21 protein-coding genes are annotated in these 21856 nt (G+C 62.2%); 6 read left to right on the top strand and 15 right to left on the bottom strand.

Annotated elements, in window-relative coordinates; translation table 11 throughout:
• Window positions 1-8: 8 nt before the first annotated feature.
• Window positions 9-1532: an apolipoprotein N-acyltransferase gene (gene lnt / locus AC1RT4_RS26310; RefSeq protein WP_493088949.1), complete on the top strand. Its 1524-nt coding sequence runs from the start codon at window positions 9-11 to the stop codon at window positions 1530-1532.
• 35 nt (window positions 1533-1567) lie between these two features.
• On the opposite strand, the gene AC1RT4_RS26305 is transcribed toward lnt, so the two are convergent.
• A complete protein-coding gene (locus AC1RT4_RS26305) occupies window positions 1568-2347 on the bottom strand; it encodes a YdcF family protein (protein ID WP_493088947.1) in 780 nt (259 codons plus the stop codon).
• A gap of 105 nt (window positions 2348-2452) precedes the next feature.
• The gene (locus AC1RT4_RS26300) at window positions 2453-2776 is read right to left on the bottom strand and encodes a hypothetical protein (RefSeq protein WP_085747655.1); all 324 of its coding nucleotides are present in this window, start codon (window positions 2774-2776) and stop codon (window positions 2453-2455) included.
• A 254-nt stretch (window positions 2777-3030) separates the two neighbouring features.
• Here AC1RT4_RS26300 and leuS point away from each other — a divergent pair, with 254 nt between their 5' ends.
• The 5 genes from leuS (at window position 3031) to AC1RT4_RS26275 (ending at window position 9097) form a co-directional block, all read left to right on the top strand.
• The gene (gene leuS, locus AC1RT4_RS26295) at window positions 3031-5637 is read left to right on the top strand and encodes a leucine--tRNA ligase (protein ID WP_493088945.1); all 2607 of its coding nucleotides are present in this window, start codon (window positions 3031-3033) and stop codon (window positions 5635-5637) included.
• An 87-nt stretch (window positions 5638-5724) separates the two neighbouring features.
• Window positions 5725-6330 (top strand): LPS-assembly lipoprotein LptE, encoded by a 606-nt coding sequence (locus AC1RT4_RS26290; protein ID WP_493088943.1) that lies wholly within the window; start codon window positions 5725-5727, stop codon window positions 6328-6330.
• A 39-nt stretch (window positions 6331-6369) separates the two neighbouring features.
• The gene (gene holA, locus AC1RT4_RS26285; protein ID WP_007958673.1) at window positions 6370-7407 is read left to right on the top strand and encodes a DNA polymerase III subunit delta; all 1038 of its coding nucleotides are present in this window, start codon (window positions 6370-6372) and stop codon (window positions 7405-7407) included.
• Window positions 7408-7548: 141 nt separating this feature from the next.
• Window positions 7549-7713, top strand: coding sequence for an alternative ribosome rescue factor ArfA (gene arfA / locus AC1RT4_RS26280; RefSeq protein WP_007958672.1), 165 nt, complete (start codon window positions 7549-7551; stop codon window positions 7711-7713).
• Between the two features lie 61 nt (window positions 7714-7774).
• Window positions 7775-9097 (top strand): lytic murein transglycosylase, encoded by a 1323-nt coding sequence (locus AC1RT4_RS26275; protein WP_493088941.1) that lies wholly within the window; start codon window positions 7775-7777, stop codon window positions 9095-9097.
• A gap of 51 nt (window positions 9098-9148) precedes the next feature.
• Here AC1RT4_RS26275 and AC1RT4_RS26270 read toward each other — a convergent pair whose 3' ends face one another.
• From AC1RT4_RS26270 to AC1RT4_RS26210, 13 genes are all read right to left on the bottom strand, one after another.
• Window positions 9149-10096: a S66 peptidase family protein gene (locus tag AC1RT4_RS26270; RefSeq protein WP_493088939.1), complete on the bottom strand. Its 948-nt coding sequence runs from the start codon at window positions 10094-10096 to the stop codon at window positions 9149-9151.
• A gap of 173 nt (window positions 10097-10269) precedes the next feature.
• Window positions 10270-11268, bottom strand: a complete 999-nt coding sequence (lipA, locus tag AC1RT4_RS26265) for a lipoyl synthase (RefSeq protein ID WP_162130488.1) — start codon at window positions 11266-11268, stop codon at window positions 10270-10272.
• 25 nt (window positions 11269-11293) lie between these two features.
• Window positions 11294-11941 carry a lipoyl(octanoyl) transferase LipB gene (lipB, locus tag AC1RT4_RS26260; protein ID WP_039771855.1) on the bottom strand — a complete coding sequence of 216 codons (648 nt, stop codon included), beginning with the start codon at window positions 11939-11941 and terminating at the stop codon, window positions 11294-11296.
• Window positions 11941-12216, bottom strand: a complete 276-nt coding sequence (locus AC1RT4_RS26255; RefSeq protein ID WP_007958664.1) for a DUF493 domain-containing protein — start codon at window positions 12214-12216, stop codon at window positions 11941-11943. Before AC1RT4_RS26255 ends, lipB begins: the two co-directional genes overlap by 1 nt.
• 84 nt (window positions 12217-12300) lie before the next feature.
• Window positions 12301-13458: a D-alanyl-D-alanine carboxypeptidase family protein gene (locus AC1RT4_RS26250; RefSeq protein ID WP_007958662.1), complete on the bottom strand. Its 1158-nt coding sequence runs from the start codon at window positions 13456-13458 to the stop codon at window positions 12301-12303.
• Between the two features lie 183 nt (window positions 13459-13641).
• Complete coding sequence (locus AC1RT4_RS26245) at window positions 13642-14649, bottom strand: septal ring lytic transglycosylase RlpA family protein (RefSeq protein WP_127800096.1); 1008 nt, start codon at window positions 14647-14649, stop codon at window positions 13642-13644.
• Window positions 14649-15659, bottom strand: coding sequence for a lytic murein transglycosylase B (gene mltB / locus AC1RT4_RS26240; protein ID WP_007958658.1), 1011 nt, complete (start codon window positions 15657-15659; stop codon window positions 14649-14651). Before mltB ends, AC1RT4_RS26245 begins: the two co-directional genes overlap by 1 nt.
• Before the next feature lie 17 nt (window positions 15660-15676).
• Complete coding sequence (rodA, locus tag AC1RT4_RS26235; RefSeq protein ID WP_052026248.1) at window positions 15677-16780, bottom strand: rod shape-determining protein RodA; 1104 nt, start codon at window positions 16778-16780, stop codon at window positions 15677-15679.
• 31 nt (window positions 16781-16811) lie between these two features.
• Window positions 16812-18707, bottom strand: coding sequence for a penicillin-binding protein 2 (gene mrdA, locus AC1RT4_RS26230; RefSeq protein ID WP_007958656.1), 1896 nt, complete (start codon window positions 18705-18707; stop codon window positions 16812-16814).
• A 9-nt stretch (window positions 18708-18716) separates the two neighbouring features.
• Complete coding sequence (rlmH, locus tag AC1RT4_RS26225) at window positions 18717-19184, bottom strand: 23S rRNA (pseudouridine(1915)-N(3))-methyltransferase RlmH (RefSeq protein WP_003185785.1); 468 nt, start codon at window positions 19182-19184, stop codon at window positions 18717-18719.
• Between the two features lie 9 nt (window positions 19185-19193).
• Complete coding sequence (gene rsfS / locus AC1RT4_RS26220; RefSeq protein ID WP_007958654.1) at window positions 19194-19688, bottom strand: ribosome silencing factor; 495 nt, start codon at window positions 19686-19688, stop codon at window positions 19194-19196.
• Between the two features lie 72 nt (window positions 19689-19760).
• Window positions 19761-20483, bottom strand: a complete 723-nt coding sequence (gene nadD, locus AC1RT4_RS26215) for a nicotinate-nucleotide adenylyltransferase (RefSeq protein WP_007958652.1) — start codon at window positions 20481-20483, stop codon at window positions 19761-19763.
• Window positions 20452-21723 (bottom strand): glutamate-5-semialdehyde dehydrogenase, encoded by a 1272-nt coding sequence (locus tag AC1RT4_RS26210; protein ID WP_493088933.1) that lies wholly within the window; start codon window positions 21721-21723, stop codon window positions 20452-20454. Before AC1RT4_RS26210 ends, nadD begins: the two co-directional genes overlap by 32 nt.
• Window positions 21724-21856 lie beyond the last annotated feature (133 nt).

The raw sequence follows: 21856 nt of genomic DNA, 5'->3' as shown, positions 1-21856 counted from the left end.
GGACTGAAATGCGCTGGACAACCCGCCCCGGCTGGCCCGGTAACCTGCTGGCCGTGGCGGCCGGTGCAATCACCACCTTCGCTCTGGCACCGTTCGATCTCTGGCCGCTGGCCCTGCTGGCGGTCGGCCTGTTCTACGCCGGCCTGCGCGAGCTGAGCCCGCGCCAGGCCCTGGGTCGTGGCTGGTGCTTCGGCTTCGGCCTTTTCGGCGCCGGCACCAGCTGGATCTATTACAGCATCCACCATTTCGGCGGTGCTTCGGTGCTGCTGGCCGGGTTCCTGATGCTCATCTTTACGGCGGCCATTGCCTGGTTCTTCGCTCTGCCTGCGTGGCTCTGGGCGCGCTGGTTGCGGCGTAACGAAGCGCCGGTGGCCGATGCCCTGGCGTTTGCGGCGTTGTGGGTCGGTCAGGAAGCTTTCCGAGGCTGGTTCCTCACCGGTTTCCCGTGGCTGTATTCCGGTTACAGCCAGCTCGACGGCCCGCTGGCCGGGCTCGCCCCCGTGGGCGGCATGTGGCTGGTGTCGTTCGTTCTGGCGCTGACCGCTGCACTGATCTACAACGCACCGCGCCTGCTGCAAACCCGCCGCAAAGCCTTCATCGCTGCCGGCCTGGTATTGCTGATCGGGCCATGGGCAGCGGGCATTGCGCTGAAGGGCCATGCCTGGACCAGCCCGGCCGGCGCGCCGCTGACCGTTGCCGCCATCCAGGGCAACGTCGCGCAAAGCATGAAATGGGATCCGGCCGAGCTCAATGCGCAACTGGCGCTGTACCGCGACCTGAGTTTCCGCTCCAAACCGGTCGACCTGCTGATCTGGCCGGAAACCGCCGTGCCGGTGTTCAAGGAGTCCGCCGAGGGCTACCTGACCATGATGGGCAACTTCGCTGCCGAGCGTAAATCGGCGCTGATCACCGGCGTACCGATCCGCGAAGTGGTCCGTCATGAAAAACGCTTCTTCAACGGCATCACCGTAGTCGGTGAAGGCGATGGCACTTACCTGAAACAGAAGCTGGTGCCATTCGGCGAATACGTACCGTTGCAGGACATCCTGCGCGGACTGATCGCCTTCTTTGACCTGCCAATGTCCGACTTCGCCCGCGGCCCTGCCGATCAGGCGCTGTTGCAGGCCAAGGGATATCAGATCGCGCCGTTCATCTGCTACGAAGTGGTGTATCCGGAATTCGCCGCCGGTCTGGCGGCACGCAGCGATCTGCTGCTGACGATCAGCAACGACACCTGGTTCGGTACGTCCATCGGCCCGCTACAACACTTGCAGATGGCGCAGATGCGCGCGCTTGAAGCCGGACGCTGGATGATTCGAGCGACGAACAATGGCGTGACCGGGCTGATCAATCCGTTTGGCCAGATCACCGAACGCATTCCGCAGTTCGAACAGGGTGTGCTGTACGGTGAAGTGGTGCCGATGCACAACCTGACGCCCTACCTGCAATGGCGCTCGTGGCCATTGATCATCCTGTGCGTGGTGCTGTTCGGCTGGGCGCTGATGACCAACCGGATGTCCAAGACGCTCTGAGAACCTGTTCACTCCCGCGTTCTGCGCGGGAGTGATCAATCGGCGCTTTCATCCCCTCGATAGAACAGCGAATAGCCGATCTGCCCCACTGCCTCGTTCATCAACTGCCCGCTCTGCCAGATCGACTTGAACTCCGGCAGCCAGCCGCCAAACGGCCGGGCATTGTCCGTGCCGAGGAAACCGACCGGCGCCGGCACCACTTCGAATCCAGCCTGTTGATAACTCCACACCGCTCGCGGCATGTGCCAGGCCTGGGTCACCAGCACGATGCGTTTGACGCCTTCCGGCAACAGCACTTTGGCGCTGAATTCGGCGTTTTCCCACGTGGTGCGGCTCTCCCCCTCCTGCCAGCGCACCGTCACACCGAAATCATCGCGCAATGAATCCGCCATCAGTTTCGCTTCGCTCGGCGGCGTACCGTAATGCAGGCCACCGCTGGTCAGAATCGGCAACCCCGACGCCTTGGCCAGTCGCGCCGCATAACGCTGGCGCTCCAGTCCGACACCGGTCGGTTGATCTTCGCCCCAGGCCAGATCGCCGCGCTCGCGACCGGAGCCCAGCACCACAATCGCATCGGCGCGCTGCACCAGGCTTGTCCATGAATCCCGGGCCAGCGGCGGCTCGCGCTCCAGGGCCTTGGCACCCCATTGCACGACCACCGGCAGGCTCATCAGCCAGAACCCGCCAAAACCCAGAGCAAAAAACAGCCCCGCCAGCCGTGGCCGCGAGCGACGCAGCCACCAGGCCGCCAGCAACAGCAGCAAAAGAAGGCCGGGCGGCAATAGAAGTTGTTTAATGAAATAACGAAAAGGCATCGAGCATCTCCAGAGATGCCCGAAGCCTAAGTGGGTTGATACAGCGCGACAACCAGTAGGGTCGGATCCCGTTGAAAAAGATCCGTTTTTTGACCTGCCATGCGTTTACTTGGCCTGCAGAGTCCGCACCTTGACGGTGTCTCTGCCGGGCGCCTTGTCCTTGAGCCAGATGACCTTGGCCGTATGGGCTGCATCGAGTTGTTTCACTGCTTGTGACAGGTATCCGTGGGTTTCACGCTCACTGCGATCCAGATAGGCCTTGACCAGTTTGAACTCGGCGGGACTCAAGCCACGCAATTCCAGCTCCAGGGGGCGCTCGTCGCGCAGCCTTCCAGCGGTTTTTGCCGCGTCCAGGGCCATACCCAGACGATCGATCAACCGCTCGTACAACTCGGGTTTGGTAACGTTTTTTTGCTGTGACTCCACCATCCCTCACCTCATTGAAGATAAGACTCACTCCCCAGTTAGAGCTTAGCTTCGCTGCACAAACCGGCTGCACGCCGCGACCAACGGCCCTCGCCGCGATTTCAGCCGGTCAAACGGCTGCAATCAGGGTTTCCCTAGGCCGAGCGCGGTCATGTATGCTACGGCGCTTCCTGTAACTCCACTTCCAGCTCGTCCGGCACGCCCCGGATGTCGCATTGAAGAGGATTAGGCCACCCCTATCCAGTACAAAAGTAGCCATGCACGAACAATATCAGCCCCGTGAAATCGAAGCCGCCGCCCAGTCGTTCTGGGACGAGCAAAAGTCCTTTGAAGTCAGTGAACAGCCAGGCAAGGAGACTTACTACTGCCTGTCGATGTTCCCTTACCCCAGCGGCAAGCTACACATGGGGCACGTGCGCAACTACACCATCGGCGACGTGATCTCCCGCTACCAGCGCATGCTCGGCAAGAACGTTCTGCAACCAATGGGTTGGGACGCCTTCGGCATGCCGGCGGAAAACGCCGCGATGAAGAACAACGTGGCCCCGGCCAAGTGGACCTACGAAAACATCGCCTACATGAAATCCCAGCTGCGCAGCCTGGGCCTGGCGGTGGACTGGTCGCGCGAAGTCACCACCTGCAAACCGGATTACTACCGCTGGGAACAATGGCTGTTCACTCGCCTGTTCGAAAAAGGCGTGATCTACCGCAAGAACGGCACCGTGAACTGGGACCCGATCGACCAGACCGTTCTGGCCAACGAACAGGTGATCGACGGTCGCGGCTGGCGTTCCGGCGCGCTGATCGAGAAGCGCGAAATCCCGATGTACTACTTCAAGATCACCGCCTACGCGGATGAGCTGCTGGAGAGCCTCGACGAACTGACCGGCTGGCCTGAGCAGGTCAAGACCATGCAGCGCAACTGGATCGGCAAGTCGCGCGGGATGGAAGTGCAGTTCCCGTACAACGTCGATTCGATCGGCGAAAGCGGCACCCTGAAAGTCTTCACAACCCGTCCGGACACCCTGATGGGCGCGACTTATGTCGCCGTGGCTGCCGAGCACCATCTGGCCGCTCTCGCCGCGAAGAACAACCCTGAGCTGCAAGCGTTCATCGCCGAATGCAAGGGCGGCAGCGTCGCCGAAGCCGACGTCGCCACCCAAGAGAAGAAAGGCCTGCCGACCGGCCTGTTCGTCGAGCACCCGCTGACCGGCGAGAAACTGCCGGTTTGGGTCGCCAACTACGTGCTGATGCACTACGGCGATGGCGCGGTCATGGCTGTGCCGGCGCACGACGAGCGCGATTTCGAATTCGCCCACAAGTACAACCTGCCGGTCAAATCCGTGGTTCGCACCAGCTCCGGTGAAACCAACCCGGCGCCATGGCAAGACGCCTACGGCGAGCACGGCACGCTGATCAACTCCGGCGAGTTCGACGGTCTGGACTTCGCTGGCGCGTTCGACGCCATGGAAGTCGCCCTGATCAAGAAAAACCTTGGCGCCTCGCGCACCCAGTTCCGCCTGCGCGACTGGGGCATCAGCCGTCAACGCTACTGGGGCTGCCCGATCCCGATCATCCACTGCGATGCCTGCGGTGACGTGCCGGTGCCGGAAGATCAACTGCCGGTCGTTCTGCCGGAAGACGTGGTGCCGGACGGCGCCGGTTCGCCGCTGGCGCGCATGCCCGAGTTCTACGAGTGCAGCTGCCCGAAATGTGGTCAGCCTGCCAAGCGTGAAACCGACACCATGGACACCTTTGTCGAGTCGTCCTGGTACTACGCCCGCTACGCCTCGCCGCACTTCGAAGGCGGTCTGGTGGAAAAATCCGCGGCCGACCACTGGTTGCCGGTGGATCAGTACATCGGCGGTATCGAACACGCCATTCTTCACCTGCTCTACGCGCGCTTCTTCCACAAGCTGATGCGCGACGAAGGCCTGGTGAGCTCCAACGAGCCGTTCAAGAACCTGCTGACCCAGGGCATGGTGGTCGCCGAGACTTACTATCGTCGTGAAGCCAACGGTGCCTACACCTGGTTCAACCCGGCGGACGTGGAACTCGAGCGCGACAGCAAAGCCAAGGTCATCAGCGCCAGGCTGATCGCCGACGGCCTGCCGGTGGAAATCGGCGGCACCGAGAAGATGGCCAAGTCGAAGAACAACGGCGTCGACCCTCAGTCGATGATCGATCAGTTCGGCGCAGACACCTGCCGTCTGTTCATGATGTTCGCCTCGCCACCTGACATGAGCGCTGAATGGTCCGACTCCGGCGTGGAAGGTTCGCACCGTTTCCTCAAGCGCGTCTGGCGTCTGGCTCAGGCCCACGTCACTCAGGGCCTGCCGGGCAAACTGGACATCGCCGGCCTGAATGACGAGCAGAAAGTCATTCGTCGTGCGATCCACCAGGCGATCAAGCAGGCCAGCCATGACGTCGGCCAGAACCACAAATTCAACACCGCCATTGCCCAGGTGATGACGCTGATGAACGTGCTGGAAAAAGCCGCGCAAGCGACCGAACAGGATCGCGCACTGGTTCAGGAAGGTCTGGAAACCGTAACGCTGCTGCTCGCTCCGATCACGCCGCACATCAGCCACGAACTGTGGAGCCGCCTGGGTCACGCTGACCCTGTGATCGACGCCGGCTGGCCGGTGCTGGACGAAAGCGCGCTGGTGCAGGACAGCTTGACCCTCGTGATCCAGGTCAACGGCAAGCTGCGTGGCCAGATCGAAATGCCGGCCGCCGCCACCCGTGAAGAAGTCGAAGCGGCAGCCCGCGCCAACGAAAACGTGCTGCGCTTTGTCGACGGCCTGACGATTCGCAAAGTGATCGTGGTGCCCGGGAAACTGGTCAACATCGTCGCCAGCTAATTGGATCGGGCGTCAGATTTGTCTGACGCCCAGTAAAACCTTTCGGGCCGCAGGGTCGGCCCACATGGTTTCAAGGGGAGCAACACAATGATCAAACGCAATCTGCTGGTGATGGGCCTCGCGGTCCTGTTGAGCGCCTGCGGTTTTCAGCTGCGCGGTACCGGCACTACCGAACTGACGATCAAGGAACTCGATCTGAGCGCCCGCAACGCCTATGGCGAAACCGTGACGCAACTGCGCCAGGTGCTTGAGTCCAGTGGCGTCAAGGTTGTCTCCGGTGCGCCATACAAGCTTTACCTTTCCGATGAACAGGAATCTCAGCGCATCCTCAGTTACGCCGGCGCGGGTCGCACTGGTGAGTACCAGGTGAGCACCGTGCTCAGCTATGACATCCGTGGCGAGAAAGGTCTGCTGCTGAAAAGCGACAAGCTTGAAGTGCAGAAAGTGTTCATTCACGACGGCAACAACCTGGTGGGTTCCGACCAGGAAGCCAACGATGCCCGCCGTGAAACCCAGCGCGAGCTGGTACAACGCATGATGCTGCGTCTGCAACAGCTGACGCCGGCACAGCTGGACGCTCTGCAGCAAACCGCCAACGCCCGTGCCAAGGCAGAGGCCGACGCCCTCGAAGCGGCGCAGAAGGCTGAAGCGGAAACCCCGCGTCAGTCGCCGCTCGAACTGCCGCAGCAGTAAGACGTACGGGGCGCTCAGGCGCCCCGTTCGCCCTCTCTTATGAAGCTCGCTCCCGCCCAACTCGGCAAACACCTGCAAGGCGCTCTTGCGCCGGTCTACATCATCAGCGGCGATGACCCGCTGCTGTGTCAGGAAGCCGCCGACGCCATTCGCTCTGCTGCCCGTCAGCAAGGGTTCGACGAACGCCAGGTCTTCGCCGCCGACGCCAATTTCGATTGGGGTACGTTGCTGCAGGCCGGCGCCAGCATGTCGCTGTTCGCCGAAAAGCGCCTGCTGGAACTGCGCCTGCCGTCGGGCAAGCCCGGTGACAAGGGCGCTGCCGCACTCATCGAATACTGCTCGCGCCCCGCTGAAGACACGGTGCTGCTGATCAGCTTGCCGAAGCTTGATGGCAGTGCGCAGAAGACCAAGTGGGGCAAGGCGCTGGTCGAGGGTCAGCAGACCCAGTTCGTGCAGATCTGGCCGGTGGACGCCAACCAGCTGCCGAGCTGGATTCGTCAGCGCCTCTCTCAGGCAGGCTTGTCGGCCAGCCAGGACGCGGTCGAACTGATTGCCGCGCGGGTAGAAGGCAACCTGCTGGCTGCCGCGCAAGAGATCGAAAAACTCAAGCTGATGGCCGAGGGCGGGCAGATCACCGTCGAAACCGTGCAGGCGGCCGTGGCCGACAGTGCACGCTTCGACGTGTTCGGCCTGACCGACGCGGTGCTCAACGGCGAACCGGCTCACGCCCTGCGCATGCTCGAAGGGCTGCGCGGTGAAGGGGTCGAGCCGCCGGTGATCCTCTGGGCCCTGGCCCGTGAGTTGCGCCTGCTGGCCAACATCTCGTTGCAATACAGTCAGGGCACGCCGCTGGACAAGTGTTTCAGTCAGGCCAAGCCGCCAGTCTGGGACAAGCGCAAACCGCTGATGAGCAAGGCCCTGCAACGCTACTCGGCGCAACGCTGGGCGCAGTTGCTGCTCGAAGCCCAGCGCATCGATGCGCAGATCAAGGGTCAGGCGGCGGGCTCGCCATGGATGAGCCTCAGCCGGTTGGCGCTGCTGATGGCCGGTCAGCGTCTGACATTGCCTGCCGAATGAAATCCGGGGTCGCGCGCTGCGATCCCGCTTTTTTGCCGAGTCCATTTCCTACAGAACATCCCGCCTTCGGTCCTATAGACAGACGCCCGAGATCGGCAGATTATCTGCCGCGCAAAACCTCACTCAACCGAGAGAATCCTCATGAGCAAAAAGCCATCGAAACATGGCCACAACAAGGCCAAATCCATCGTCGCCCAACCCCTGTTCCGCAGCCGCCAGGAACGACCAACCAAGGGTAAAGGCAGCTACCGCCGCGAAGCCTTCCAGTCTGACAGCTGGGAGGCTTCTTACTTTCTGGCGGCTTGAAGCACAGCACCCCTTCCTCATGTTAAGGTCTGCACCTGATTCGTATCCCCTGGACCTGTGCATGCCCCTCAGTCTTTCCCGTCGTTGGCCCTTCCGCCAACTGATCGCTGCCTCCAGCTTCGTACTGCTCGTCGCCTGCGCGGAAAAACCCACCGCCGCCGACGCTCAACCGCTTCAGACCGTCCCCGTTGCCACAGCCCCAGCGGTCATCCCGCCGGTAGTGCCGTCCGGTGACAACCTCGACCTGCAACCGACCCAGACCTTTGCCGAATGGCAGGCCGGTTTCCGCAAGGAAGCTCTGGCTGCCGGCATCCGTGCCGACCTGTTCGACCGCGCGTTCGCCAATGTCAGTTTCGATGCCAGCGTGATTCGCGCCGACCGCAGCCAGCCGGAATTTGCCCGGCCGGTCTGGGAATACCTGGACGGTGCCCTTTCGCCCTTGCGCGTGCGCAAAGGCCAGGCCCTGATCAGCCAGTACGCCGACATCCTGCAAAGCATCGAACAGCGTTATGGCGTCGATCGTCAGGCGCTGGTGTCGGTGTGGGGGATGGAAAGCAATTTCGGCCAGTTCCAGGGCAGCAAGTCGGTGATCAACTCGCTGGCCACTCTGGCCTATGAAGGCCGCCGTCCGGGCTTTGCCCATGCGCAGCTGATCGCGGCGCTGCAGATCCTGCAACAGGGCGACATCACGCCGGAAAAAATGCTCGGCTCCTGGGCCGGCGCCATGGGCCAGACCCAGTTCATCCCGACCACCTACAACACCCACGCCGTGGATTTCGACGGTGACGGCCGCCGCGACATCTGGGGCAGCCCGGCTGACGCCTTGGCGTCCACCGCGCATTACCTGCAAAGCTCCGGCTGGCAGCGTGGCCAGCCGTGGGGCTTCGAAGTGCAACTGCCGAGCGGTTTCAATTACACCCTCGCAGATGGCACGATTCGCAAAAGCGTCGCCGAATGGCGGCAACTGGGCGTGATCCTGCCAAACGGCGGCCAGGTGCCGGCCGGTTCCGAGCAACTGTCCGCTGCCCTGCTGCTGCCAGCTGGCTACCGTGGCCCGGCATTCCTGATCCTCGATAACTTCCGGGCGATCCTCAAATACAACAACTCGTCGTCCTATGCACTGGCCGTGAGCCTGTTGTCCGAGCGCTTCAACGGTGCCGGCCTGATCAATGGCACCTGGCCAAAAGATGACCTGCCGTTGAGCCGCACCGAACGGATCGAACTGCAAAACCTGCTCACCGCACGCAACTACGATGCCGGTGCGGCAGACGGGATCATCGGCGCCAATACGCGCAAGGCGATCCGCAGTGCGCAGCAGTCATTTGGCTGGCCCGCGGACGGTTACCCGACGCACAAGCTGCTCGAAAGCCTGCGCAGCCAGTAAAAACAAAAAGACCGCCGCCTCTTCAGGCGGCGGTCTTTTTTTGTGGCTCGTTTAACGAGTCACCACATCCTGCTCCAGCATCAATTCCTTCTTCCCCGCATCCAGTCGAACCAGCGCCCCCAGCGGCAACGTCAGGTTCGGATCGCAATGCCCGCTGCGCCAGCCGGACAGCACAGGAATCCGCAGTGGTTCAAAGGTCTGCTTGAGCAAGCGGTTCAAGGCCTCGACATCCACGCCCGCCACGTCACCGACCAGCACGCCACGCAATCTGGCCAGTTTGCCCGCCAGACGCATCTGGGTCAGCAAGCGGTCGATCCGGTACAGCGGCTCGTTGATGTCCTCGATGAGCAGAATCACCCCTTCGACGTCGATTTCGTAAGGCGTGCCCAGGGTCGCGGCGATCATCGCCAGATTGCCACCCTGCAAACGCCCGTGGGCAATGCCGGGCTCCACGGTGGTCAATGGATAAGCCGCCGGATGACTCAGCACGCTCCCAGCCTTCAACTGACCGCGCAGCATGGCGAAGAACGACGTCACCGTCGGCGGCTCCTTGTCCCCCAGCAGATCGGCATTCAACAATGGCCCATGAAAGGTCACGAACCCGGCGTAGCGACTGATGGCCAGATGCAGCGCGGTGATGTCGCTGTAACCGACGAAGGGCTTGGCATGGCGGCTCAGCAAGTCGTAGTCGATCCGGTCCAGCAACCTTGGCGTGCCGTAGCCACCGCGCAGGCAAATGATTGCATCCACCTGTTCGTCAGCGAACGCCGCGTGCAGATCGTTGAGCCGCACCTCGTCGCTGCCGGCCAGATAGCCATCCTTCTCGTAGACGCCAGGGAACACCCGCAATCCGTAACCCCGGGCGCGCATCCACTGAACAGCCTTTTCGGTATCCAGAGCGCCGGGGCCGGCGGGCGCAATGACGCCTATCAGCCCTTCCGACGGCAGTGCCGGAACAGGCTTGTGCGGAAAAAGGGTGTGGGTCGGTCGAACGGTCATCCATGGATCTCCCTGTGTGAAGTCATGCTCACACAGTAGTCAGGAACGGCGACAAACAGAAGAGGCTCGGCTGCGCCGCAGATTGCAGGAAAAGTCAGTAACGAGTGTAGGCCGGGCAAAAAAATGCCCGCCGGGCGATAAACCCCGGCGGGCATTTTTCATTCAGCGCTGAATCAGGAACCGAGCAGCTCGGCCTTGACCAGTTTCGCCTGTTCGTCGGCGTGGTACGAAGAACGCACCAACGGGCCGGACGCGACGTTCTTGAAGCCCATCTTGTAACCTTCCTCGGCGAACCAGGCGAAGGTGTCCGGGTGCACGAAACGCTGCACCGGCAAGTGGCTACGGGACGGTTGCAGGTACTGGCCCAGGGTCAGCATGTCGATGTCGTGTTCGCGCATGCGCTTCATGACTTCGATGACTTCGTCGTCGGTCTCGCCCAGACCCAGCATCAGACCGGATTTGGTCGGGATGTGCGGCATCATCTGCTTGAAGCGTTGCAGCAGGGTCAGCGACCACTGGTAGTCCGAACCCGGACGCGCAGCCTTGTACAGGCGCGGTACGGTTTCCAGGTTGTGGTTGAACACATCCGGCGGCTCGGCCGCGGTGATTTCCAGGGCGATGTCCATGCGGCCACGGTAGTCCGGGACCAGGGTCTCGAGTTGCACGTTCGGCGACAGTTTGCGGATTTCGCGGATGCAGTCGGCGAAGTGCTGGGCACCGCCGTCACGCAGGTCGTCGCGGTCAACCGAGGTGATCACCACATACTTGAGTTTCAGGTCGGCGATGGCGATGGCCAGGCTTTCCGGCTCGTTGACGTCCAGTGGTTTCGGACGACCGTGGCCGACGTCGCAGAACGGGCAGCGACGGGTGCAGATGTCACCCATGATCATGAAGGTCGCGGTGCCGCCGGAGAAGCACTCGCCCAGGTTCGGGCAGGATGCCTCTTCGCAGACGCTGTGCAGCTTGTGCTTGCGCAGCAGGCTCTTGATGCGGTCGACTTCCGGCGAAACCGGGATGCGCACGCGGATCCAGTCGGGTTTCTTCGGCAGTTCGGTGGTCGGAATGATCTTTACCGGGATGCGTGCAACCTTCTCGGCGCCGCGCAGCTTGACGCCGGCTTCAACCTTGGGACGCGGGGCCGGGCGCTCGGTCACGTCGAGCGTCGGGATCATGGTTTGCACTGCATCAGTAGTCATATCAGTCGATTCCGCCCGTCAGGGTCGTCTGCTCAGCATAGTCGAGGTGTTTGACGAGCTGCGCGCGCAGCCGGGCACTTACCTCGGCAAATTCAATCGATCCTGCGTGCTCGCTCAGCTGGGTCATCGCCAGCCCGGCATAGCCGCAGGGATTAATCCGTCGAAACGGTTCCAGGTTCATGTCCACGTTCAGGGCCAGGCCATGAAAGGAACAACCGTGGCGAATCCGCAAACCCAGAGAAGCGATCTTCGCTCCGTCGACGTAGACGCCGGGAGCATCCGGCTTGGCCACGGCGGTCACGCCGTAGCTGGCCAGCAGTTCGATCAGACAGCGCTCCATGCGGCTGACCAGATCGCGCACGCCGAAACCGAGTCGGCGCACGTCCAGCAGCAGGTACGCCACCAGTTGGCCGGGGCCATGGTAGGTCACCTGACCGCCGCGGTCGACCTGCACCACCGGAATATCCCCCGGCAGCAACAGGTGCTCGGCCTTGCCGGCCTGGCCCTGGGTGAACACCGGCGGGTGCTCGACCAGCCAGATTTCGTCCGGGGCCGTGGTGCCACGCTCGTTGGTAAAACGTTGCATGGCCTGCCAGACCGGCTCGTAAGCCATCTGGCCAAGCTCGCGAAAGCCCAGCGTGCCCGGCATCACAGCACCATGTGCACGAAACCGGTAGCCCGCAGTTCGCTGTTGATGTTGTACAGCTGATCCTGGTCGGTCGCGACGATGTGCAACTGGATGGTGGTGTACTTGCCGTTGCTGCTTTGACGCTCGTCGACACGCTCATCGTTGATCTTGGCGTGTTTCTTGACGATGTCGATGATCTTGTCTTTGTTGCCGACGCCCGTATCGCTGATCACCTTAACCGGATAATCAACCTGGGGAAATTCGATCTTTGGCGCCTTTACTTCGGTATCGGTCATGGCGTAACGGCCTCGTAAGCGTAAGCCCGGTAACGAACAAGGCCCCGCTCCGGATCGGAACGGGGCCATGCAGGTCAACTCAAATCAGTTGAACAAGCCGTAGAAGAATAGACGGATGCTATCCCACATGCGGCGGAAGATACCACCCTCCTCGACAGCGTCCAGGGCGATCAGGTCGGCGCTGTGCACCACCTTGTCGTCCAGTTTCACTTCGACTTTACCGATCACGTCGCCTTTGGCGATTGGCGCGGTCAGTTGCGGGTTCATGGTCATGCTGGCAGCGAGCTTCTTCAGCTGGCCTTTCGGTAGGGTCATGGTCAGGTCTTGTGCCAGGCCGGCCTTGACTTGACTGGTGGTGCCTTTCCACACCGGGGCCTGAGCCAGTTCGGTGCCCTTCTGGTAGAAGGTCTGGGTTTCGAAGAAGCGGAAACCGTAGGTCAGCAGCTTCTGGGTTTCGGCGGCACGGGCCACTTCGCTGTTGGTGCCGAACACCACGGCGATCAGGCGCATGCCGTCACGTACGGCCGAGGACACCATGCAGTAGCCGGCTTCGTCGGTGTGACCTGTTTTCAGACCGTCGACAGTCTTGTCGCGCCACAGCAGCAGGTTGCGGTTAGGCTGTTTGATGCCGTTCCAGAAGAACTCTTTCTGCGAGTAGATCGCGTAGTGAGCCGGATCTTCGTGGATGATCGCGCGAGCCAGGATCGCCATATCGTGAGCCGACGAGTAGTGCTCAGGGTTCGGCAGACCGGTCGGGTTCATGAAGTGGGTGTTGGTCATGCCCAGATCGGCGACGGTCTTGTTCATCAGGTCGGCGAACGCATCTTCGCTGCCGGCGATGTGCTCGGAAACCGCGACGCTGGCGTCATTGCCGGACTGGATGATGATGCCGTGCAGCAGGTCGCTGACAGTGACTTGCGAGCCGACCTTGATGAACATCCGCGAACCGCCGGTGCGCCAGGCGTTTTCGCTGACGGTCACCGGGTCATTTTCACCGATCTGGCCGCGACGGATTTCCAGCGTGGCAATGTACGCGGTCATCAGTTTGGTCAGGCTGGCCGGTGGCAGACGCTGGTCACCGTTGTTCTCCACCAGCACGTTGCCGCTGTTGGCATCCATGAGCACGTAGGATTTGGCGGCCAGTTGTGGTGGCGACGGCATCATCTCGGCCGCGAACGCGGCAGGCGAGAGGAGCAGCGGGACTAGCAGACACAGGCGTTTGGCAAAGGTGGTGATGTTCATCCGTCTCTCGAAATCGCTAATGGAAACTGTCCTTGCGGACAAAATTAATCAGATGGCTTTCTAACGGGCCATCGCGTGTTCAGTTGCTCACTCCAGTCACCCTTGCCGGGCTTTTGTTCTTCGACGAGCCAACAACCTGGTTCACCCCCCAATCGCTGGTGAACCGTCAATCAAGTCCTACGTTTACTCGGTGACCACACTTGGCGAACCCAGGTTGGCCAGGCGCACGCTGTTCTGTACCTGGGCAATTTCACCCGGCGAACCGATCGGTCCCAGGCGAACCCGGTGCAGGGTCTGCTGATTGCGCACGATCGAGCTGATGAACACCGGAGCGCTCACCATCCCGCTGAGCTTCGACCTCAGGAGTTCTGCAGCGTCCGGGTTGGCGAACGCGCCCACCTGCAGATACTGGCCAGACGCTGGTGCAGAAGCGTTTTTTTTTGCATCGAGCTGAACCGGCACGACGGCCGCGGCGTGCTGCTGCGGCGGCGGAGTCCATTGCTCGACGGTGCCGGCCGAGGCCGTGATCACCGGGGCGCTATTCTGCGCGACTTGCGGCTCGTTGAGCATCAAAGGCGCCGGACGGCCCTTGGCGGCCCACCATTGCTGCGGGTCGATGCCTTCGACCTTGACCCGTGCGGTGCCGGTTTCGGCATAACCGAGCTTTTTCGCGGCGGCGTAGGACAGGTCGATGATCCGGTCCGAGTAGAACGGGCCACGGTCGTTGACTCGCAGGATCACCGTGCGGTTGTTGTCCAGGTTGGTCACCCGAACGTAACTCGGCAGCGGTAATGTCTTGTGGGCGGCACTCATGCCGTACAGGTCGTAGACCTCGCCGTTGGCAGTGTTCTGACCGTGGAACTTGGTGCCGTACCAGGACGCGGTGCCGGAGGCCACGTAGGTCTTGGATTCCTGCAACGGGAAGTAGGTCTTGCCCAGCACGGTGTACGGGTTGGCCTTGTACGGGCCGGTGTGCAGGGTCGGCGTGGCGTCCGGGATGCGCGATACGTCGACGTCCCACCACGGCGCGCCGTCCTTGTGGGCCCGGTTGATGTCCAGACCCGGCTGCGAACGCACGGCGGTGGTCGGCTTCTGGCTCGGCGAACGGCTGGTCGAACAACTGGCGACCAGCACCGCCAACGCAGCGAAAGCCACCAGCTTCAGGGGTTTATTGATAGGCAATGCCCGCATTACTTGACGCCCCGTGCTTGTACCAGCTGTTCAGACAGTTGATGTACGGCCATGGCGTACATCACGCTGCGGTTATAACGCGTGATCGCGTAGAAATTCTTCAGGCCCATCCAGTATTCAGGGCCATTGTCGCCTTCGAGGCGGAATGCGGTGACCGGCATGTCATCGCGCAGCGCATCATGACTCGACCAGCCCAGCGCTCGCAACTCCCCGACGGTTTTCGTCGGCTCGATGCCGGTGGTCAGGCCTTCATCCACCTGCTCTCCCCGTACATCTGCGCGACTGACCACCGGCTCGCCGGCGACCCAGCCGTGACGCTTGAAATAGCTGGCGACGCTGCCGATCGCATCATCCGGGTTGTTCCAGATGTTGATGTGGCCATCGCCGTCGAAATCCACCGCATAGGCGCGGAAACTGCTCGGCATGAACTGCGGCAAGCCCATCGCCCCGGCGTAGGAACCCTTGAGGGTCAGCGGGTCGACCTGCTCTTCGCGCGCCAGCAGCAGGAACTCACGCAGCTCCTTGCGGAAAAATTCGGCACGGGGAGGATAGTCGAAACCCAGCGTGGACAAGGCATCGATCACCCGGTAATTGCCGGTATTACGTCCGAAAAAGGTCTCAACGCCGATGATCGACACGATCACCTGGGCCGGAACGCCGTATTCCTGCTCGGCGCGGGCCAGCGTGGCCTCGTGCTGGCGCCAGAAGTCCACACCGCGGGCGATGCGCGCGTCGGTGATGAACATCGGCCGGTATTCTTTCCACTGCTTGACCCGTTCGGCCGGTTTGGAGATGGCGTCGAGAATCGCCTGTTTGCGCTGGGCCTCGCGGAACACGGCCATCAGCTGTTCGCCGGCGAAACCGTAGTCGCGGGTCATTTCACCGACGAATTCGGCCACCTGGGGCGAGCCTTCGTAATCGCCGGCCAACGCTTCCTGCGCGCTGCCAAGGATGCCTACCAGGCCGAGCCACGGTGCGTATCGTGTCGCCCAGTCACGCATTACTTGCATTGAACTCTTCACCTTATTCAAACCTGTGCGATCCACTTGCGATGGGTATGGATCGACATCAAAACCCCAAACGCTGACAGCAGCGTCACCAGCGAAGTTCCGCCGTAGCTAATGAACGGCAACGGCACCCCCACCACCGGCAACAGGCCACTGACCATACCGATGTTGACGAAAACGTAAACAAAAAACGTCATGGTCAGAGCGCCGGCCAGCAATTTGCCGAACAGCGTCTGGGCCTGGGCAGTAATCACCAGGCCACGACCGATCAGCAACAGATAAATCAGCAACAGTGCGCAGATGCCCACCAGGCCGAACTCTTCACCCAGTACCGCGATGATGAAGTCGGTGTGGCTTTCCGGCAGGAAGTCCAGGTGCGACTGGGTGCCCAGCAGCCAGCCCTTGCCGAATACCCCGCCGGAACCGATCGCGGCTTTCGACTGAATGATGTTCCAGCCGGTGCCCAGCGGATCGCTTTCCGGGTCGAGGAACGTCAGGATCCGCTGCTTCTGGTAGTCGTGCATGATGAAGAACCACATCGCAACCGACACCGGAATCGCCGCCGCCAGTACGCTGAGAATCCAGCGCCAGCGCAACCCGCCCATGAACAGTACGAAGGCGCCGCCGGCCAGAATCAGCAGCGAAGTGCCGAGATCTGGCTGACGCACGATCAGGGCGAACGGCACGCCGATCAGCAGCAGACTGATGCCGACATGCTTGAGCTGCGGCGGCAGCGTGCGTTTGGACAGGTACCAGGCGATGGTCGCCGGCATCAGGATCTTCATGAACTCCGAGGGCTGGAAGCGGATCACCCCGGGAATGTTGATCCAGCGGGTCGCGCCCATGGCGTTGTGGCCCATGATGTCCACCACCAGCAGCAGCACCACCCCGATCACGTAGCCGAGCGGCACCCAGCGCGCCATGAACCTTGGCTCGAACTGGGCGATGACGATCATCGACACCAGACCGATGCCGAACGACGTGGCCTGTTTGGCCAGCAGATCCCAGCTCTTGCCGCTGGCCGAATACAGCACGAACAGGCTGCCGGCCGCGAGAATCAGCAGCAGCACCAGCAACGGGCCGTCGATATGCAAACGTTGCAACAGCGTCGCCCGGCGACGCATCACATCCTCGCTGGAGAGCATGCGATCGAAATTATTCATCACGGGCCGTAGCCTCCGCACTGATAGGGCTGGCGTATTCGGCCTTCAACCGTCCGTCCTGATCCAGCAGCCAGGCATCCATGACCTGCCGCACCACCGGTGCCGCGACGCCGGAACCGGACTCACCGTTCTCGACCATCACCGACACCACGATTTTCGGGTCATCCGCCGGCGCAAAACCGACGAACAGGGCGTGGTCGCGGTGGCGTTCCTGAACCTTGGAGCGGTCGTACTTTTCACCTTGCTTGATCGCCACGACCTGCGCCGTACCCGACTTGCCGGCGATCCGGTATTGCGCGCCGATCGCCGCTTTACGCGCCGTACCTCGTGCACCGTGCATCACCTGTTGCATGCCATGGTTGACCTTGGTCCAGTCCGACGGATCGCGCAGGATGATGTCCGGCATCGGATTCTCGTCCACCGGTTTCACGCCTTCGAGAGATTTGGCCAGGTGCGGGCGGTTCCACACACCCTTGTTGGCCACCAGCGCCGTGGCCTGGGCCAGTTGCAGCGGGGTCGATTGCATGTAGCCCTGGCCGATCCCGAGAATCAGGGTTTCGCCGGGGAACCACGCCTGACGCCGGGTCGCGCGTTTCCACTCGCGGGACGGCATCAGGCCGGGGGATTCTTCGAACATGTCCAGCGAGACCTTCTGGCCGATGCCGAACTTGTTCATGTAGGCCGACAACCGGTCGATGCCCAGCTTGTGGGCCAGGTCATAGAAGTAGGTGTCGTTGGACCGCATGATCGCCGTGTCGAGGTCGACGAAGCCGTCCCCGGTGCGGTTCCAGTTGCGGTACTTGTGATCGTAGTTGGGCAGCATGTAGTAACCGGGGTCGAATACCCGGCTCGACGCCGTCACCACGCCCGCATCGAGACCGGCAATCGCCACCGCCGGCTTGATCGTCGAGCCCGGCGGGTACAGACCGCGCAGCACGCGGTTGAACAGCGGCCGGTCGATCGAATCACGCAGCTCGGCGTAAGCCTTGAAGCTGATGCCGGTGACGAACAGGTTTGGGTCGAAGCTCGGCTGGCTGACCATCGCCAGCACTTCGCCGGTTTTCGGATCGAGCGCCACCACCGCGCCACGCCGACCGCCCAGCGCGGCCTCGGCGGCTTCCTGCAACTTGATGTCAAGGCTCAGGACAATGTCCTTGCCCGGCACTGGATCGGTACGCTTGAGCACGCGCAGAACGCGGCCACGGGCGTTGGTCTCGACTTCTTCGTAACCCACCTGACCGTGCAGTTCGGCTTCATAGAAGCGCTCGATGCCGGTCTTGCCGATGTGGTGGGTGCCGCTGTAGTTGACCGGATCGAGGGTCTTCAGCTCTTTCTCGTTGATCCGCCCCATATAACCCACCGAGTGCGCGAAATGCGCGCCCTGCGGGTAATGACGCACCAGTTGCGCGACCACCTCGACGCCCGGCAGACGGAACTGGTTCACCGCGATCCGGGCGATCTGCTCTTCGCTCAGCTCGAACAGGATCGGCACCGGCTCGAACGGCCGACGGCCCTGGCGCATGCGTTTCTCGAAGATCACCCGGTCTTCCGGCGTCAGCTGCAAGACCTCGACGATCACGTCGAGCACCTGCTGCCAGTCGCCGGAGCGCTCGCGGGTCATGCTCAGGCTGAAGCTCGGACGGTTGTCCGCCACCACCACACCGTTGCGGTCGAAAATCAGGCCACGGGTCGGCGGGATCGGCTGGACATGCACCCGGTTGTTTTCCGACAGGGTCGAGTGATATTCGTACTGAATCACCTGCAGGTAATACAGACGCGCAATCAGCACGCAGATCAGCGCCACCACCGCAATTGCGCCGAACACGACGCGACCACGCACCAGACGGGCGTCTTTTTCGTGGTCCTTGATGCGGATCGGCTGAGACATGAGGGCGGATTACTTGTGGTAAGGGTGGCCGGACAGCACGGTCCAGGCACGATACAACTGCTCGCCGATGAGGATGCGCACCAGCGGGTGCGGCAGCGTCAGCGGCGACAACGACCAGCGCTGATCCGCGCGGGCACAGACTTCCGGCGCCAGCCCTTCCGGGCCACCGACCATGAAGTTGACCGTGCGCGAGTCCAGGCGCCAGCGATCGAGTTCGACCGCCAGCTGCTCGGTGCTCCACGGTTTGCCATGAACTTCGAGGGTGACGATCCGCTCGTTCGGCCCGACCTTGGCCAGCATGGCTTCGCCTTCCTGACGGATGAACCGGGCCACGTCGGCGTTCTTGCCACGGGTATTGAGCGGAATTTCCACCAGTTCCAGCGCCAGCTCGGACGGAAGACGCTTGGCATATTCGTGCCAGCCTTCTTCCACCCACTTGGGCATGCGTGAACCGACGGCGATCAGTCGCAGTCGCACAGCAATCCCTTACAGCTGGTCTTTGTTGAGCTTGGTGAAATGCTCGTGGGTGTTTTCCGGGCTGTGGTGCTTGGCGTCCGCCGCACGGCTTTGCTCGGCACCGGCCCACAGGCGCTCCAGATCGTAGAACTGACGAGCCGAGGCGGTCATCATGTGCACGATCACCAGGTCCAGGTCCAGCAGTACCCAGTCGCTGTCGCCCTTGCCTTCTTCGCCCAGCGGCTTGGCGCCGTTCTTTTTGACCTCTTCGCGAACCTTGTCCAGCATCGCGTTGATCTGGCGGTTGGAAGTACCGGTGGCGATGATCATGTAGTCGGTGATGCTCTGCTTGTCGCGCACATCAATGATCTGGATGTCCTGGGCCTTGACGTCTTCCAGGGCTGCAACGGCCACCTTGACCAGCTCGTCGCCCTTCAGCGGTTCGTTGGTGTTGACCGGCTCTGGCAGCGGGGCGCTCTTGAATGTGCCTTTGCGCTTTACTTTGGTTTGGTCTTTGTCAGTCATATAAAACTCGTTTTGCTCATATTTTCGGCGGCTTGGCGACACGTGGATTCGTATCAGTGAAGCACGCCTTGTTCAGTTCGACGCACGGTACAGACCGTGCGCATCGATGTAGGCCAGGACCGCGTCGGGCACCAGGAAACGTACCGACTTACCGCTGGCCAGCAGTTGACGGATCTGGGTGGCGGAAACCGCGAGCGGTGTCTGCCAGACGAATGCAATCTGTCCGCTCGGCCCCTTCAGGGCCAGCGGGTCGCTCACCGAACGCGCTGCCAGCAGGTTGCGCAAGGCATCCGGCGGTTCGCTGTCGGCGTCCGGGCGCTGTAGCACCAGGATGTGGCAATGCTGGAGCAACTCTTCCCAGCGGTGCCAAGTGGGCAGGCCGCAAAATGCGTCCCAGCCCAGAAGCAGAAAAACCTGGGTCTCGGCGGCCATTTCGGCACGCAGCGACTCCAGGGTATCGATGGTCCAGGACGGTTTGTCCCGCTGCAATTCGCGGGCGTCCACCACCAGCGGCGGCACACCGGCCACCGCACATTCAACCATTGCCAGCCGGTCCTGCGCCGACACCTGCGGCGTATCGCGGTGCGGCGGCCGGGCGCTGGGCATCATGCGCAGCTCGTCGAGCCCCAGCGCTTCGGCCACTTCCAGCGCGCCGCGCAAATGGCCGACGTGCACCGGGTCGAACGTCCCGCCCAGTACGCCAATGCGCCGGGGACGGGATTTCTTGCCGGGTTTCGGCGCTTTCAGGTCGAGGTCGGACAAGTCAGACCGTCGCCTGGCCGCGCAACTGGCCATCACCGACCACGATGTACTTCTCGCAGGTCAGTCCCTCGAGGCCCACCGGGCCACGGGCGTGCAGCTTATCAGTAGAAATGCCGATCTCGGCACCCAATCCGTATTCGAATCCGTCGGCGAAGCAGGTCGGGGTATTGATCATCACCGACGCCGAGTCGACCTGAGCCACGAACTGGCGGGTGTCGGCGAGGTTTTCGCTGACGATCGAGTCGGTGTGATGTGAGCCGAAATGGTTGATGTGTTCAATGGCCTGATCCAGGCCATCCACCACGCGGATCGACAGAATCGGCGCCAGGTACTCCGTGCTCCAGTCTTCTTCGGTTGCCGCTATGGCCTCGATGATCGCCCGGGTACGTTCGCAACCACGCAGTTCGACGCCTTTTTCGCGGAACTGCTTCGCCATCGACGGCAGGAAATCCTTCGCAACACTTTGATCGACCAGCAAGGTCTCCATCGCGCCGCAGATGCCATAGCGATAGGTCTTGGCATTGAAGGCGATGCGCTGGGCTTTCGGCAGGTCGGCGTGTTCGCTGACATAGACGTGGCAGATGCCGTCCAGATGCTTGATCACCGGCACCCGGGCGTCACGGCTGATGCGCTCGATCAGGCCACGGCCACCGCGCGGCACGATCACGTCGACGTATTCAGGCATGGTGATCAGCGCGCCAACGGCGGCGCGGTCGGTGGTTTCCACCACTTGCACCACGGCAGCCGGCAGTTCGGCTTCGGCCAGACCGCGCTGGATGCAGGCGGCAATCGCGCGGTTGGAATGAATCGCTTCGGAACCGCCGCGCAGGATGGTCGCGTTACCGGACTTCAGGCACAGGCTCGCGGCATCGATGGTCACGTTGGGACGGGATTCGTAGATGATCCCGATCACGCCCAGCGGTACGCGCATCTTGCCGACCTGAATGCCCGACGGACGGAAGCTCATGTCGCGGATCGCACCGACCGGATCCGGCAGCGCTGCGACCTGACGCAGGCCAACGATCATGCCGTCGATGCGTGCCGGGGTCAGTTCCAGACGTTCCAGCAGCGCCGGCTCCAGACCGTTGGCGCGACCGGCGGCCAGATCCTGTTCATTGGCTGCCGCAAGCTCGGCGCGGGCGGCGTCCAGGGCATTGGCGGCAGCCAGCAGGGCGCGGTTTTTCTGCGCGGTGCTGGCACGGCCGATGACGCGGGAGGCTTCGCGGGCGGCGCGACCCAATCGGGTCATGTAGTCAAGAACGGACTCAGTCATGGTCTGCTGGGGTCTTGGCAAAGAGGAAAGCGGCAGATTATAGCTGTCGCGTCCCGGGACTAACAGCGGTGACGGGCGGATGGTCGAAATGGACGGTGATTTGCCGACGTTCAGCCGGGATTAAGCCGCGAAT

The organism is Pseudomonas sp. GW821-FHT11D10 (assembly GCF_058808435.1).
The sequence above is the reverse complement of the archived record's forward strand: the minus strand, read 5'-3'. Positions and strand labels throughout refer to the sequence as shown.

What these genes read in the sequence shown, in the direction of transcription:
- lipA (WP_162130488.1), bottom strand. Translation starts at nt 11,268, where the DNA reads ATGATCCCGACGCTCGACGTGACCGAGCGCCCGGCCCCGCGTCCCAAG.
- AC1RT4_RS26270 (WP_493088939.1), bottom strand. Translation starts at nt 10,096, where the DNA reads ATGACCGTTCGACCGACCCACACCCTTTTTCCGCACAAGCCTGTTCCG.
- arfA (WP_007958672.1), top strand. Translation starts at nt 7,549, where the DNA reads ATGAGCAAAAAGCCATCGAAACATGGCCACAACAAGGCCAAATCCATC.
- nadD (WP_007958652.1), bottom strand. Translation starts at nt 20,483, where the DNA reads ATGGCCAGTTGCGCGGCCAGGCGACGGTCTGACTTGTCCGACCTCGAC.
- holA (WP_007958673.1), top strand. Translation starts at nt 6,370, where the DNA reads ATGAAGCTCGCTCCCGCCCAACTCGGCAAACACCTGCAAGGCGCTCTT.
- lipB (WP_039771855.1), bottom strand. Translation starts at nt 11,941, where the DNA reads ATGCCGGGCACGCTGGGCTTTCGCGAGCTTGGCCAGATGGCTTACGAG.
- AC1RT4_RS26290 (WP_493088943.1), top strand. Translation starts at nt 5,725, where the DNA reads ATGATCAAACGCAATCTGCTGGTGATGGGCCTCGCGGTCCTGTTGAGC.
- AC1RT4_RS26300 (WP_085747655.1), bottom strand. Translation starts at nt 2,776, where the DNA reads ATGGTGGAGTCACAGCAAAAAAACGTTACCAAACCCGAGTTGTACGAG.
- AC1RT4_RS26245 (WP_127800096.1), bottom strand. Translation starts at nt 14,649, where the DNA reads ATGCGGGCATTGCCTATCAATAAACCCCTGAAGCTGGTGGCTTTCGCT.
- rsfS (WP_007958654.1), bottom strand. Translation starts at nt 19,688, where the DNA reads ATGACTGACAAAGACCAAACCAAAGTAAAGCGCAAAGGCACATTCAAG.
- lnt (WP_493088949.1), top strand. Translation starts at nt 9, where the DNA reads ATGCGCTGGACAACCCGCCCCGGCTGGCCCGGTAACCTGCTGGCCGTG.
- AC1RT4_RS26210 (WP_493088933.1), bottom strand. Translation starts at nt 21,723, where the DNA reads ATGACTGAGTCCGTTCTTGACTACATGACCCGATTGGGTCGCGCCGCC.
- AC1RT4_RS26255 (WP_007958664.1), bottom strand. Translation starts at nt 12,216, where the DNA reads ATGACCGATACCGAAGTAAAGGCGCCAAAGATCGAATTTCCCCAGGTT.
- AC1RT4_RS26250 (WP_007958662.1), bottom strand. Translation starts at nt 13,458, where the DNA reads ATGAACATCACCACCTTTGCCAAACGCCTGTGTCTGCTAGTCCCGCTG.
- AC1RT4_RS26305 (WP_493088947.1), bottom strand. Translation starts at nt 2,347, where the DNA reads ATGCCTTTTCGTTATTTCATTAAACAACTTCTATTGCCGCCCGGCCTT.
- mltB (WP_007958658.1), bottom strand. Translation starts at nt 15,659, where the DNA reads ATGCAAGTAATGCGTGACTGGGCGACACGATACGCACCGTGGCTCGGC.
- rodA (WP_052026248.1), bottom strand. Translation starts at nt 16,780, where the DNA reads ATGCGTCGCCGGGCGACGCTGTTGCAACGTTTGCATATCGACGGCCCG.
- mrdA (WP_007958656.1), bottom strand. Translation starts at nt 18,707, where the DNA reads ATGTCTCAGCCGATCCGCATCAAGGACCACGAAAAAGACGCCCGTCTG.
- AC1RT4_RS26275 (WP_493088941.1), top strand. Translation starts at nt 7,775, where the DNA reads ATGCCCCTCAGTCTTTCCCGTCGTTGGCCCTTCCGCCAACTGATCGCT.
- leuS (WP_493088945.1), top strand. Translation starts at nt 3,031, where the DNA reads ATGCACGAACAATATCAGCCCCGTGAAATCGAAGCCGCCGCCCAGTCG.